Below are 12223 nucleotides of genomic sequence, written 5' to 3'. Positions count from 1 at the left end.
AATCTGGGCGGATGCCCGGTTAGCTAAGACGGCGAAAGGTCGCGATCTCTGGTCGGGCGATATGTAAATAGTCTTCGGTGTCGAGAATGATCGACCGGTCCAGGCGCCCGGCGTTAAAGGCGATTTGTGGAAAGCGTTCAAACAGCAGCGGGTCCGCCACCAGCCGCAGCGCCGGATGGAAACTGAAGGGGGGAATGGCGCCGAACACGCAGGCGGTGAGGGCCTCCACCTCCGCCGGGCTGGCCAGCGAGGCTTTGCTGCCGCCGATATGCCGGGCCAGGCTGGCGAGATCGGCCTGCCGATCGGCGGCGAGGATCGCCAGCACATGCTGGTTGACGCCGTTTCCTTTCACTTTACAGACTAACGCTTTCGCGCCCTGGCCAAGCGCGGTGCCGCGGATTGCCGAGACGGCTTCGCACTGACCGACCGCGTCGTGCGCCATCACCCGGTAGCGGGCCCGGTGCTCGTCGAGCAGCGCGCACAGCCGCTGGTGGATATTACCTTCTACTGCTTCAAGCATAGCGTCCTCCTGACATCATAAAGCAGCCAGCTTAGCGCTGTTGCGCCGGCCTGCCAACGGTGGGCCGGGAAATTCACCATTCGCTCATTATTACTTCACAGTGCTGTGGTGCAATCCCGCAGGCGCAGATGAGTTTTGTAAATAAAAAAAAGAATGATTTTCATTTTCAATCGAACTTTTTTTATTTCGCTCAGTCTCTATCGGACGACACAGAATATTAATAATTGCCGTAATGAGGTTAGGATGATGCACGATGCAACCATGCAGGGTTCCCCACGCAAGAAATTTAATAAAATAAGGGAGCTCAACAGACGGCGGAATTACTTTACTAAGAAAGTACGTAATGCCCTGCGGGTGGGGGTGGCGAAAGCACTCTGGGATCGCCGACGCCGTCAGCCGGTAGATTTGTCGTCTGCGAAAACCGTCCTGTTGATGCGCAATGAGGGGGCGGTCGGCGATGTAGTGGTGGATTCCGCGCTGGTGAAATGCCTGCATCAGTCAGGCTATATCGTTGATTTTTTGCTGACGACCTCTAACAGCCAGGTGATGCGTTATAACCCGCGGATCCGCCATATTTATGAAGCTGACCCGGTCACGTCCGCCGATTTTTTGCGTAAATTTAATCATAACGTTCCTCGCGACGTTATTAATGAACTGGCTAATAATAAGTACGATATTATTATTGATCCTTCGCTGTTCGATATTCCCGTGCATCGCCTGCGGCTTTTCCGACAAATAAAAGCCAAATCAGTGCTCGGGTTTAATAAATGGCCATCGATTAAGCACTACTCCCACTCTTTTGATTTTGACTGCCAGCGCTGGCACGTGACGAAAACGTTCGAGCTGATCGCCGATTATCTCCAACTGGACACCCGCGGGCTGGACGCTTACGACCTGGCGGTGCCCGGGCCGATTATGCAGGAGGTGGCGCAGTATCTGGCGTCGCTAAGCGGAAAAGCGGTGGTGATTAATATTTTTGCCGGCCATGCCGACCGCAGTCTCTCGCAGACGCAGCTGACGGAACTGCTCGACAAACTGCTGGCCCGCCATCCGGGGAGCGCGGTTATTCTGCTCGATCACCGGCGCGAGATCCGCATCCCGCTACCGCCGGAGGTGGTGATTAACCCATTTAACACGTTACACCATGCGATGGCGCTGATCGCCCAGGCGGAGCTGATTATCTCCCCGGACACCTCGGTGGTGCACATGGCGGCGGCGTGGAACAAACCGCTGATCGCGGTCTATAAGGACGTTCTGCTTAATAACCGGCTGTGGGCCCCGGGCTATGACAACGCCAGGCAGATCATTGTTAAATGCGGGAAGGTCCATCAGCATCGCGGGCTAGTGGATAGAATTATAGCGGCGCTACCGGAGACGCTGTGAGGCGATGAGGGGAGACAGGTAGGGCTCACCTGCTGGCCGTATGCAAGAGCCAGCAGGTGAGCGAAGGTTGCATTGCCAGTCTGCAACCGCCGCTATTGTACTGTTGCCCGCGGCTCTGCCACATCCGGGAAAGCTCTTAAAGAGGTGGTCGCCGCGACTGACGGGCGGGATCACTCTTCAGTGAGCCACATATCCGCCTCTTCAAACATCTCCTGCACCGTGCGGCTGATCAGCTCTTTTTCATGCTTGCTGGCGTCGGTGTTGATCGCCGGCAGCGTCATCATCGGCTTCACCCGCACTTCCGCCTCCGGGAAAATGCGCTGCATGCGTTTGGTCAGCTCGTTAAGAATGGCCTCTCTGGCGCCCGGCAGCCCGGCAAAATTGCGCTTGTCATAAATCAGTTCCACAAACATCTTCTGTCCTCTGTATGCTGATCGCGGGCGATAGTTTTACTGTATTAATGTACAGTGTCAAGCGAATGCCGCGGCGCTGCGCATCTACCACCTCGCGCGGCGGGCGGGCTGCGCGCAAAAGCAGCAAACGGTTCGCTGGCGCTGAAGAAGACCCCTATTGACATCAAGGAGTTATTTCAGTGCTGGCGATTGATAGCTGGAGCCGATATTGACCGGTAAAATTGGCAAAACTACTGTATATATATTCAGTGTGCGCCGGGAGACCGGTTAGAGATCAAGGGGTGAAAGTCCCCGACCATTGAAGGACCAGCAATCCACAAGGTCCCCGAGTCATGCGTTGCATACCGCGAGGTATGGGGCGAAGCGTTGACAGGGGTGTTGACAGGCCAGCCATTGAGCCACGAAATGTATATTAAATTACCGGGTGCCGACGTTGTACTGTTAACGGAAGGCAACATCATAGGGTGCGATACTGCGAGTGCCACATGGACCCGGCGGGGTCTGAGACCCTGGCATGTCAATACGATCTCTACGCGGGAACCGGGAGATCTCCCCTCTGACCATCTGCCAGTGTCGGAGATGGCCCGCACCGGGAAGACGAGGAGTCATAGCCGGTGATGTACGGAGAGGAGAAGTCGGACTCGCTCATAGTAGCGGCGAAGCAGGCGAACAACCCGAAAGGAGCGGAGTCAGTGGAGCGAAGGAGCGGGGCCAAGGGGAACGCGGAACAGCCACACATGCGCCGGACACAGAGCCGGGAAAGCATGTCACAGAGGCTGTCACGCGTGCGGGAAGCTGCGAAGCAGCGGAAGAAAGAACGGTTTACAGCATTGTTCCACCTGCTGACAGTCGAAGCACTGGAAGCCGCATTCCTCTCCCTGAGCAGGAAAGCGGCCGCCGGAGTGGATGGCATCAGGTGGATGGACTACGCCGGAAACATGAAGAACAACATAACAGATCTGCACCGGAGGCTACATCAGGGCAGCTACAGGGCGCAGCCCGGCAGGCGTCACTACATCCCAAAAGCGGATGGAAAACAACGCCCGCTCGGCATCGCCTCGCTGGAGGACAAGATCGTCCAGTATGCGCTGGTGAAAATCCTGAACGCAGTCTATGAAAACGACTTTATGGGGTTCTCATACGGGTTCAGACCCGGGCGAAGCCAGCACGATGCACTGGACGCACTGGCCACAGGGCTGGTACGCACTAACGTAAACTGGGTACTGGATGCCGACATCAGTCAGTTCTTCGACAGGGTGAGCCACGAATGGCTGATCAGGTTCACAGAGCATCGGATCGGCGACCGGAGGGTAATCAGGCTCATACGTAAGTGGCTCACAGCCGGGACGTCGGAGGAGGGTCAATGGCGAGCAACGGAGGAAGGCACCCCACAGGGTGCGGTCATCTCACCGCTGCTGGCAAACATATACCTCCACTACGTCTTCGATCTGTGGGCGCATCAGTGGCGACGTCGCTATGCCACAGGCAATGTGGTAATGGTCAGATACGCCGATGACATCGTCATCGGGTTCGACAAACGATACGATGCCCGGCGCTTCCGTATAGCCATGCAGCGCAGACTGAGGGAGTTCGGACTCACGGTTCACCCGGAGAAAACCCGTCTGATGGAGTTCGGCCGCTTCGCTGCCGAAAACCGTGCCATCAGGGGAAAAGGCAAACCAGAAACGTTCAACTTCCTCGGGTTCACGCACATCAGCGGGAAAGATCGCAACGGCAGGTTCATGCTGATACGAAAGACCCGCCGGGATCGGATGACGGCAACTCTGAAAGCCATCAAAGACGGTCTGCGAAGGCGCTGGCATTACTCAATCCCCGAACAGGGAAAATGGCTCAGGAGAGTGGTTCAGGGATACCTGAACTATCACTCGGTACCGGGCAACTTCCCCACCATGCAGAAGTTCAGGACACACGTAACAAACCTCTGGCGCCGGGCGCTCAGGCGCAGGAGCCAGAAGGATGATACGACCTGGACGAAAGCAAACAAACTGGCAGCCGCATGGCTACCAAGGGTTCGGGTTCTTCATCCATGGCCTGTGGAGCGGTTCACCGCCAGACACCCGAGGCAGGAGCCCGGTGCGTAAATCGCGCACGCCGGGATCTGTGCGGGGGGTATCCGGTAACGGGTATCCCTACCGCGACATTGTGTGGTGGATTGAAAAATGAACGTTTACACGCCGGTTGAGCTACGTCAGATTGTCTCCTTTCCCTTTTTTGCCGACCTGGTGCAGTGCGGCTTTCCCAGCCCGGCTCAGGACTATGTTGAGAAGCGAATCGACCTCAACGAGCTGCTGGTGCAGCATCCCAGCGCGACCTATTTTGTCAAAGCCGCTGGCGACAGCATGATCGATGCTGGCATTGACGAAGGCGATTTGCTGGTGGTGGACAGCGCGCGTAAAGCGGAGCATGGCGATATCGTGATTGCCGCCGTCGGCGGCGAGTTTACGGTAAAGAAGCTGCAGCTTCTGCCGCGGGTGCAGCTTAACCCGATGAACCCGGCCTATTCGCCCATCGTGGTCGGCCGCGAGGAGACGCTCGATATTTTCGGCGTCGTAACCTACATCATCAAGGCGGCGGGCTGATCATGTTCGCGCATTGTGATGTGAACGCCTTCTATGCCAGCTGTCAGACCGCCTTCCGGCCAGACCTGAAGGGGCGGCCGGTGGTGGTGCTGTCGAACAACGACGGCTGCGTGATCGCCCGCTCGGCGGAGGCGAAGCCGTTTGTGAAAATGGGCGAACCCTACTTTAAGCAGAAGGCTGCGTTTCTTCGCCACGGCGTCGTGGCGTTTAGCAGTAATTATGAGCTGTATGCCGACATGTCCAGCCGGGTGATGGCCACCCTGGAAGAGCTCACCCCGCGCTGCGAAATTTACAGTATCGATGAGGCCTTTTGCGATGTCAGCGGTGTGCGTCATTGCAGAGATCTGACCGATTTTGGCCGCGAAATCCGTGCCACGGTGCTGCAGCGTACCCATCTGACGCTGGGCGTTGGCATCGCCCCGACCAAAACCCTGGCGAAGCTGGCCAACCACGCGGCGAAGCAGTGGCCGCGGCAGACGGGCGGGGTAGTGGACTTGTCCTGCCCGCAGCGGCAGCGAAAGCTGATGGCGCTGCTGCCGGTGAGCGAGGTCTGGGGCATCGGGCGGCGGATCGGCAAAAAGCTTGAAGCGATGGGGATCGGCACGGTACTCCAGCTGGCGGAGAGCGATATCCGCTTTATCCGCAAGCACTTCACGGTGGTGCTCGAACGAACGGTACGGGAGCTGCGCGGCGAGCCTTGCCTGGCGCTGGAGGAGTTTGCCCCCGCTAAGCAGGAAATTATCTGCAGCCGCTCGTTCGGGGATCGGATTACGGCCTATGAGGATATGCGCCAGGCGATCTGCAGCTATGCCGCGCGGGCAGCAGAAAAGCTGCGCGGTGAGCATCAGTACTGCCGGTTCGTCTCCGCCTTTGTCAAAACCAGCCCCTTCGCGCTGAATGAACCCTATTACGGCAACAGCGCCTCGCTAAAGCTGCTGACGCCGACCCAGGACTCCCGGGATATTATCGCCGCGGCGACGAGCTGTCTGGATGCCATCTGGAAAGCGGGGCATCGCTATCAGAAGGCCGGCGTGATGCTCGGCGATTTCTACAGCCAGGGCGTCGCCCAGCTGAATCTGTTCGACGAGCTTGCTCCGCGGCAAAACAGCGCCAGACTGATGCAGGTTCTCGATCAGCTGAATGCGAAAAACGGCAGGGGGGCGCTCTATTTTGCCGGCCAGGGGATCCAGCAGCAGTGGCAGATGAAGCGAGAGATGCTCTCGCCGCGCTACACCACGCGATACGGCGACCTGCTCCGCGTCAGATAACGCGCGCTATCCCTGCACCGCGGCCGGAAAAACCGCCGCCAGCCAGTCAATAAAGACGCGGAGCCGGGGCGGGACGTGCCGGTGCCGGGCATAGACAACGTGTAAAGGATAGGGGGTCGGGCGCCAGGCGCTGAGGATCTCCACCAGTTCGCCGCTCGCCAGCGCCGGTTTCAGCGAATAGGTAAAGGTCTGCACAATGCCTAAGCCCGCCTCGCCGGCGGCAATATGCGCGTTGCTCTCATTGATGCCGAGATGGGGCTCTGTCTTCAGCTCGGTGCTGACGCCGTGACGCGTAAAGCGAAACGGAAACGCTCTGCCGCTGGCCGGCGACAGATAGCTGATGAGCCGGTGGCCATGATGTAGTTCATCCGGCGAGGCGGGGGTGCCGTAGCGCTGAAGATAGCCAGGGGTGGCGCAGGTGACCAGCGTCGCCTCGCCGATTTTACGGGCGATCAGCGTCGAGTCTTCCATCGGACCGCCGCGGATGGCGCAGTCAATATTGCCGCTGATGAGGTCCGCGGGTTTATCGGCCACCTGCAAATCGATACGGATATCCGGCCAGGAGGTCATAAAGTCCGCCAGCAGCGGGATCAGCACATCGCACGCGGTCGACCCGCCGATGGCGATCCGTAGATGGCCCTTCGGCTTATTGCGGGCGGTATTGAACGACGCGTCGATCTCTTCCAGGTCTTCCAGCAGACAGCGGGCTTTTTCATAGTACTCCCGTCCTTCCGGCGTCACGGTGATACGCCGCGTAGTGCGCTGCAGGAGGGAAACCCCAAGATGCGCCTCCAGTTGCTGAATGGTTTTGCTGAGGGTGGCGTTGGGCATATTCAGCGAGTCCGCGGCGCGGGTAAAGCTGCCGGCTTCGACAACGCGGGTGAAGGCTTTGAGAGCTGAAAACCGGTCCATTATTCGCTTTATCCTGGTTACTGGAGGTCATTATCCACCGAGGGGAAGAGTGTTTTTCAGATTAGGCCATTTTTCCGCCTCGCCGGGACGATTACAGTGCTTTCCATACCCGGCGGGGCGCGTTCGCGAGCCTGGCCTGTTTATACTCTAACCAAGGAAATGCACCATGAGCAAAAAACTTGCGGATAAAGTGGCGTTAGTCACCGGCGGCAGCGCCGGGATTGGCCTGGCGTCGGCGAAAGCGCTGGCGGAGCAGGGCGCGAAGGTGTACATCACCGGCCGCCGTCAGGAGGAGCTGGATGCGGCGGTAAGATTCATCGGGCCCGCCGCCCGCGGGATCCGCGCCGACGCCGCCGTGTTAAGCGACCTTGACGCGGTATTTGCGACCATTGCCGAAGAGTCCGGCCGGCTGGATGTGCTGTTCGCCAATGCCGGCGGCGGAGACATGCTGCCGCTGAGCGCCATCACCGAAGCACACGTCGACCGGATTTTCGCCACCAACGTGCGCGGGGTGGTGTTCACCGTGCAAAAAGCGCTGCCGCTGCTCGCCGATGGCGCCTCGGTGATTTTGACCGGCTCTACGGCGGCGGTAAAAGGGACGGCTAACTTCAGCATCTATAGCGCCAGTAAGGCCGCGGTACGCAGCCTGGCGCGCTCCTGGGCGCTGGAGGTTAGCGACCGCGGGATCCGCATCAATGTGGTCAGCCCGGGGCCGGTACGTACCCCGGGTCTGGGAGGGCTGGTGGCGGAGGCGGACCGCCAGGGCTTGTTCGATGCTCTGGCGGCCGGCGTACCGCTCGGGCGGCTGGGCGAGCCGGAGGAGATTGGCCGGACGGTGGTATTTTTAGCGTCGGATGAGTCGAGCTTTATTAACGCCGCGGAGATCTATGTCGACGGCGGGCTGGCGCAAATCTAAGCGCCTGCCGTCGCCGCACTGATCTGACCGGGCAGAGGCGCTTTCAGCAGGGCGATCAGCAGCGTACTGCCCACCATGATCCCCGCCGCCAGCCACACCATTTCCGACAGGCCAGCGGAGGCGATCAGCTGGCCGCCGACAAACGCCCCGGTGCCGATGGCGGCATTAAAAATGGCCACGTAAATGGCTGACGCCGGCTGGGCGACCGCGCCCGCGCTGCGCAGCAGCCAGGTCTGTAAGCCTACGAACACAATCGCGATGCCGGCGCCCCACAGGGCTAACAGTAGCCCGCTAAAACAGAACGGCAGTGGCGCAAGACGGGCGGCGCCAAGGAGCGCCAGCGCGCCCCCGCTCAGCAGCAGCGCAGCGAAAATCAGCCCCTTCAGATGACGATCGATAAGCTTACCCGCGATAACGTTACCCAGCAGCCCGGAAACCCCTGACAGCAGCAGCAGGCCGGAGAGAGCGGTCGCCGGGACTCCCTGCAGATTTATCAGCAGTGGTTCAATGTAGGTGAAGGCGGCAAAGTGAGCGGTAATGATGCAGGCCGTGGCGCCATACAGGCCACCGAGCAGCGGATTGCGGAAGATATCGCGATAAACACGCAGCCTGACGGGGGCAGGGGCGGCCAGCGGGGGCAGCGTCGAGCACAGCACCGCAGCGGCGGCTAGTGACAGCAAGGCCATCGACATAAACGCGAGTCGCCAGCCCGCCAGGGTGGCGATAAAGCTCGCCAGCGGCACCCCCACTACGCTTGCCGCTGACACGCCGCCAAAAATGATCGCCGTGGCCAGCCCCAGCCGGTGCGGCGGCACCAGCTGCGCGGCGACAAGGCCAATTAAGGCCCAGAAGGCGCCATGCGCCAGGGCGCCAATCATGCGGGCGCTCATCAGGGCGAATATCGAATAAGACCGGGTTGCGGCGAGGCAGGAAAGCGCGAGGATCAGCATCAGCCCGACCAGCAGCGCCTTGCGGGAAATACGCGTCGGCATTGCGCCGGAAAGCAGAGCCGCCAGGGCGCCTACCCAGCCATAGGCGGTGACGGCGAGGCCCACGCCGGATTCCGTCTGGTGAAAATCCGCCGCCAGGGCGCTGAGCATGCCCACCGGCGCCAGTTCGCTGGTGACGATCGAAAAGGCGCAGATCCCGAGCGCAACGACGGCAATCCAGACGCGCGCCGGCGCCGGGTGGAGGGGTAAAGCAATCTCTTTCATATCAGGCGTATCCTTAGGAAAGGAGCGTTCCGCGCGGTGCACGGACGTTCAGGTGAGGAGAGAGCAGGCGACCAGATGGCCTGGTTGTCTCCGCGAATGGCGTGCAGTATCATCCCTGCAAAATTGATAAAAAAGAGCGGAAAACGGAGAGCCGTTTTCCATATATGGAAAATAGATGACCGCAGAATTTCACTGGGATGATGCTCGCATATTCCTCGCCATCGCCCGGGCGGGAACGCTGAGCGGCGCCGCCGACAAGATGAACATGGGGATTGCCACGGTCTCCCGCCGGCTGGATCGGCTGGAGCAGGCGTTGAACGTTCCGCTCTTCAGCCGCCATCAGAGCGGCTACCGCCTGACCGACGATGGCGAAGCCCTGCTCGCGCGGGCGGAGGCGCTGGAATACGCTGGCCTGGCGTTCGGCGAAGCGGCGCAACTGCAGGGGCATGTCGCCGGGGTTGTCCGTCTGGCCACCTCGGATAACCTGGCCACGCATTTTATTCTGCCCTCCCTGAAAGGGCTCCTGGACCATTATCCCGAGCTGCGGGTGGAGGTGCTGAGCGGCGTGCAGCCGGTGAACCTGCACCGTCGGGATGCCGATCTGGCGATCCGCATGGTCAAGCCTGAGGCCGGGCATCTGACGTTAAAGCGGCTGGGGACGGTGGGGTTTGGCGTCTATGGCGCCGCCGACTGTCTGGTCGGCGCGGACGGCCTGTCGCTGAGCGAGGCGGACTTTGTGGGGTGGCCGGAAACTCACCAGCACCTGCCGGCCGCCCAATGGATCACGCGCACCCTGCGCGGCCGGCCGTGTAAAGTCGAAGCCAATACGCTCGTGGCCCAGGTTTCCGCAGTATCCGCGGGCCTCGGATTGGGCGTCCTGCCGCACTTTATGGCGCGGGCCAGCGGCCTGCAGTGCCTGCAGCCGGAGATCGGCGCGGATCAGACCCTCTGGCTGGTGATGCATTCTGACCTGGCCGGATCCAGACGCGTGCGGGTTCTCGCCGACCATCTCATCGCTCTCTTTGCGGACCATCAAGATCGGCTGGCGATGCCCTGAAGGGGCGCGGCTTGGGCGTGTATCGATAAGACTGCCCGAGGCTGACGAGCCACGATTTTCTCCGCGCCAGCTAACAGTGATACTCGCCGCGCAATATTCGGCCCAATGCTGCCCCGCAGTCGGAAATACTGCAGAGTGAGAGGATATCCCCGTCCGGCAAAATAATTTTGTGTTGTTGCCAGCGCGGCATTGTTGCGCTCCCCCAGAAATGCCTGTCGATGTTAGGGTGAGACGTTTATCACCACAGGAGAACGCAAATGATTGTCAGGACCTGGCACGGCTGTGTGCCATTGCAACATGCTGAGGGGTTTGCCCGCCACCTCGAGCGGACCGGCGTGGAACACGCTCAGAGCATCGCCGGCAACCGGGGGGCGCTGGTGCGCCAGGAAAACCAGGGCGAATGGGCGCATTTCTTTCTTGCCACCTACTGGCAGGATCTCGCGGCGGTCAAAGCCTTCGCTGGCGAAGACTATCACGTCGCGGTCACCTATCCGGACGACGAAGCATTCGAACTCCTCTCCGACCCCTATGTGTTTCAGCATGAAGTCGAGGTCGTGTCGCCGCTGTAGGCTGATGACCGGGCAGGTGGAAGATTGGCCAGCAGCAGGCGGTTGCTGGCTGCGTGAGAGCGACGTCTACCTTGTATGGGCAGCCAGCCGCCGCTGGGTGAACGTGGCATGATGGGAACACTCAGCGCGTGAGGGCCGCGACAATGGAGGCTTCCATTTTCTCCGGCGTCGTGAACGGCGCAAAACGCGTGAGGGGTGTGCCGTCGCGACCGATGAGGAACTTGGTGAAATTCCACTTGATCCGTCCGCCGAGCACGCCGGGCAACGCTTGTTTCAGATAACGAAACAGCGGGTGTGCGGCGGGGCCGTTGACGTCCACTTTCTCAAACATCGGGAAGCTCACGCCGTAGTTAACGTGACAAGTCTGCTCGATTTCATCCGCACCGCCGGGTTCCTGCTTACCAAACTGGTTGCACGGGAAACCAAGCACTACCAGCCCCTGAGCCGCGTACTTTTTGTAGAGCGCTTCCAGGCCAGCGTATTGCGGTGTGAAGCCACAATGGCTGGCCGTATTCACCACCAGAACCACCTTGCCAGCATAGTCAGCCATGGAGAGGGGCTGGCCGCGCAGGCGGGTAGCCGTCAATTGATAAAAAGGGGTCATAGCAGGCTCCTGAGAGTAGAAACAGTTCAACGCTGACGATCGCGCGAATGTTTGAAGCAGATTAGGCAGTTATGATACACAGGGTTAGGGATTTGTACCTGGAGTGTTAAAAAAACGCCAGATGTCATAGAGAAAATCGCGAACAGGAACGGCTGAAAATGATGAAATATGTCTTATCGCTGGTGGTGGTGGCGATACTCGCAGGATGTACCAGCACGCCAAACTTGCCGCCTCGGGATACCATTGTGGCGATGAAACCCACAGAGTCCGGTATTGTCGCCAGCTCAGCGAAATACAGTTACCGCTTTGTCCGTGACGGTGTGCCTCAGGAATATCAGCGTTATAAGACCTTTTATGAACGCTTTCACCAACAGGCTTCCGGCGTGCGGGTTAACTTTGTCGTGGAACAACATGAGGTGACGGCGGAATATCTGGTGGTGATGGATCAGCGCAAACTGGATGCCGGGCAGCATAGCGAGCTGGTGAATCAGTATCATGCGGTGCAAATTGATAACGATCGCCTCGGGGTGTTGTTTAAAGCGACAGGATTTTGGACTGCATCGGACGCGTCAGATCTGGCCGCCGCCTACCAGTTAGCGCACCCCGTTGTGGTATCAATCAATGATAAGACCAAAACGATTAGCTCGCTTGGCGCCGTTGCCCTGGCCCCGTTGTTTCCGTTTTACATGATGTATGGATGTGCCACCGGGCCTTGTGTCTGAGGAAAACAGCCAGCAAGTCACTCGACTCACTGGCTGAGTATTTAA

The 12223-nt window shown here is 59.5% G+C and carries 14 protein-coding genes and 1 pseudogene; 8 read left to right on the top strand and 7 right to left on the bottom strand.

Annotation, left to right across the window (positions count from 1 at the left end):
• Positions 1 to 19: 19 nt before the first annotated feature.
• Complete coding sequence (locus KB890_RS04445; RefSeq protein ID WP_004179374.1) at positions 20 to 520, bottom strand: YbaK/prolyl-tRNA synthetase associated domain-containing protein; 501 nt, start codon at positions 518 to 520, stop codon at positions 20 to 22.
• 95 nt (positions 521 to 615) lie between these two features.
• A pseudogene (locus KB890_RS27535) lies at positions 616 to 772 on the bottom strand (hypothetical protein).
• Here KB890_RS27535 and KB890_RS04440 point away from each other — a divergent pair.
• Complete coding sequence (locus KB890_RS04440) at positions 767 to 1903, top strand: glycosyltransferase family 9 protein (RefSeq protein ID WP_020806128.1); 1137 nt, start codon at positions 767 to 769, stop codon at positions 1901 to 1903. The pseudogene KB890_RS27535 and the gene KB890_RS04440 overlap by 6 nt on opposite strands.
• Before the next feature lie 170 nt (positions 1904 to 2073).
• Here the strand turns inward: KB890_RS04440 and KB890_RS04435 are convergent, their stop codons facing one another.
• On the bottom strand, positions 2074 to 2316 hold the full coding sequence (locus tag KB890_RS04435; RefSeq protein WP_002901096.1) for a DinI family protein: 243 nt from the start codon (positions 2314 to 2316) through the stop codon (positions 2074 to 2076).
• Between the two features lie 614 nt (positions 2317 to 2930).
• Between KB890_RS04435 and ltrA the strand changes: the two genes are divergently transcribed.
• The 3 genes from ltrA to KB890_RS04420 all read left to right on the top strand — a co-directional run bounded on the left by ltrA (position 2931) and on the right by KB890_RS04420 (position 6184).
• The gene (gene ltrA / locus KB890_RS04430; RefSeq protein WP_004178082.1) at positions 2931 to 4418 is read left to right on the top strand and encodes a group II intron reverse transcriptase/maturase; all 1488 of its coding nucleotides are present in this window, start codon (positions 2931 to 2933) and stop codon (positions 4416 to 4418) included.
• Between the two features lie 78 nt (positions 4419 to 4496).
• On the top strand, positions 4497 to 4916 hold the full coding sequence (locus KB890_RS04425) for a translesion error-prone DNA polymerase V autoproteolytic subunit (RefSeq protein WP_002901192.1): 420 nt from the start codon (positions 4497 to 4499) through the stop codon (positions 4914 to 4916).
• 2 nt (positions 4917 to 4918) lie between these two features.
• Positions 4919 to 6184 (top strand): Y-family DNA polymerase, encoded by a 1266-nt coding sequence (locus KB890_RS04420; protein ID WP_004179379.1) that lies wholly within the window; start codon positions 4919 to 4921, stop codon positions 6182 to 6184.
• A 6-nt stretch (positions 6185 to 6190) separates the two neighbouring features.
• Here the strand turns inward: KB890_RS04420 and KB890_RS04415 are convergent, their stop codons facing one another.
• Entirely contained in the window at positions 6191 to 7096 is a 906-nt protein-coding gene (locus KB890_RS04415; RefSeq protein WP_020324095.1) for a LysR family transcriptional regulator, read from the bottom strand.
• A 166-nt stretch (positions 7097 to 7262) separates the two neighbouring features.
• On the opposite strand from KB890_RS04415, the gene KB890_RS04410 reads away from it, so the two are divergent.
• Positions 7263 to 8012: an SDR family oxidoreductase gene (locus KB890_RS04410; protein ID WP_002901225.1), complete on the top strand. Its 750-nt coding sequence runs from the start codon at positions 7263 to 7265 to the stop codon at positions 8010 to 8012.
• Here the strand turns inward: KB890_RS04410 and KB890_RS04405 are convergent.
• On the bottom strand, positions 8009 to 9226 hold the full coding sequence (locus KB890_RS04405; protein ID WP_004179384.1) for an MFS transporter: 1218 nt from the start codon (positions 9224 to 9226) through the stop codon (positions 8009 to 8011). The two genes, KB890_RS04410 and KB890_RS04405, sit on opposite strands and share 4 nt — an antisense overlap.
• Before the next feature lie 175 nt (positions 9227 to 9401).
• On the opposite strand from KB890_RS04405, the gene KB890_RS04400 reads away from it, so the two are divergent.
• The gene (locus KB890_RS04400; protein WP_004179386.1) at positions 9402 to 10283 is read left to right on the top strand and encodes a LysR family transcriptional regulator; all 882 of its coding nucleotides are present in this window, start codon (positions 9402 to 9404) and stop codon (positions 10281 to 10283) included.
• A gap of 70 nt (positions 10284 to 10353) precedes the next feature.
• Here the strand turns inward: KB890_RS04400 and KB890_RS04395 are convergent, their stop codons facing one another.
• Positions 10354 to 10473 (bottom strand): hypothetical protein, encoded by a 120-nt coding sequence (locus KB890_RS04395; protein WP_004220356.1) that lies wholly within the window; start codon positions 10471 to 10473, stop codon positions 10354 to 10356.
• A gap of 67 nt (positions 10474 to 10540) precedes the next feature.
• Here KB890_RS04395 and KB890_RS04390 point away from each other — a divergent pair, with 67 nt between their 5' ends.
• A complete protein-coding gene (locus tag KB890_RS04390; protein ID WP_004179388.1) occupies positions 10541 to 10852 on the top strand; it encodes a hypothetical protein in 312 nt (103 codons plus the stop codon).
• A 121-nt stretch (positions 10853 to 10973) separates the two neighbouring features.
• On the opposite strand, the gene KB890_RS04385 is transcribed toward KB890_RS04390, so the two are convergent.
• Entirely contained in the window at positions 10974 to 11456 is a 483-nt protein-coding gene (locus KB890_RS04385) for a glutathione peroxidase (RefSeq protein ID WP_002901230.1), read from the bottom strand.
• 158 nt (positions 11457 to 11614) lie between these two features.
• Between KB890_RS04385 and KB890_RS04380 the strand changes: the two genes are divergently transcribed.
• Positions 11615 to 12178: a hypothetical protein gene (locus KB890_RS04380; RefSeq protein WP_002901231.1), complete on the top strand. Its 564-nt coding sequence runs from the start codon at positions 11615 to 11617 to the stop codon at positions 12176 to 12178.
• The last annotated feature ends 45 nt before the right edge of the window (positions 12179 to 12223 follow it).

The organism is Klebsiella sp. P1954 (assembly GCF_018199955.1).
Taxonomy (GTDB): domain Bacteria; phylum Pseudomonadota; class Gammaproteobacteria; order Enterobacterales; family Enterobacteriaceae; genus Klebsiella; species Klebsiella pneumoniae.
This window is presented reverse-complemented; position numbering and strand designations above follow the sequence as displayed.

Excerpts from the sequence above, each read along its gene's own strand:
- KB890_RS04445 (WP_004179374.1), bottom strand. The coding sequence starts at position 520 with ATGCTTGAAGCAGTAGAAGGTAATATCCACCAGCGGCTGTGCGCGCTG.
- KB890_RS04440 (WP_020806128.1), top strand. The coding sequence starts at position 767 with ATGCACGATGCAACCATGCAGGGTTCCCCACGCAAGAAATTTAATAAA.
- KB890_RS04435 (WP_002901096.1), bottom strand. The coding sequence starts at position 2,316 with ATGTTTGTGGAACTGATTTATGACAAGCGCAATTTTGCCGGGCTGCCG.
- KB890_RS04425 (WP_002901192.1), top strand. The coding sequence starts at position 4,497 with ATGAACGTTTACACGCCGGTTGAGCTACGTCAGATTGTCTCCTTTCCC.
- KB890_RS04420 (WP_004179379.1), top strand. The coding sequence starts at position 4,919 with ATGTTCGCGCATTGTGATGTGAACGCCTTCTATGCCAGCTGTCAGACC.
- KB890_RS04415 (WP_020324095.1), bottom strand. The coding sequence starts at position 7,096 with ATGGACCGGTTTTCAGCTCTCAAAGCCTTCACCCGCGTTGTCGAAGCC.
- KB890_RS04410 (WP_002901225.1), top strand. The coding sequence starts at position 7,263 with ATGAGCAAAAAACTTGCGGATAAAGTGGCGTTAGTCACCGGCGGCAGC.
- KB890_RS04405 (WP_004179384.1), bottom strand. The coding sequence starts at position 9,226 with ATGAAAGAGATTGCTTTACCCCTCCACCCGGCGCCGGCGCGCGTCTGG.
- KB890_RS04400 (WP_004179386.1), top strand. The coding sequence starts at position 9,402 with ATGACCGCAGAATTTCACTGGGATGATGCTCGCATATTCCTCGCCATC.
- KB890_RS04395 (WP_004220356.1), bottom strand. The coding sequence starts at position 10,473 with ATGCCGCGCTGGCAACAACACAAAATTATTTTGCCGGACGGGGATATC.
- KB890_RS04390 (WP_004179388.1), top strand. The coding sequence starts at position 10,541 with ATGATTGTCAGGACCTGGCACGGCTGTGTGCCATTGCAACATGCTGAG.
- KB890_RS04385 (WP_002901230.1), bottom strand. The coding sequence starts at position 11,456 with ATGACCCCTTTTTATCAATTGACGGCTACCCGCCTGCGCGGCCAGCCC.
- KB890_RS04380 (WP_002901231.1), top strand. The coding sequence starts at position 11,615 with ATGATGAAATATGTCTTATCGCTGGTGGTGGTGGCGATACTCGCAGGA.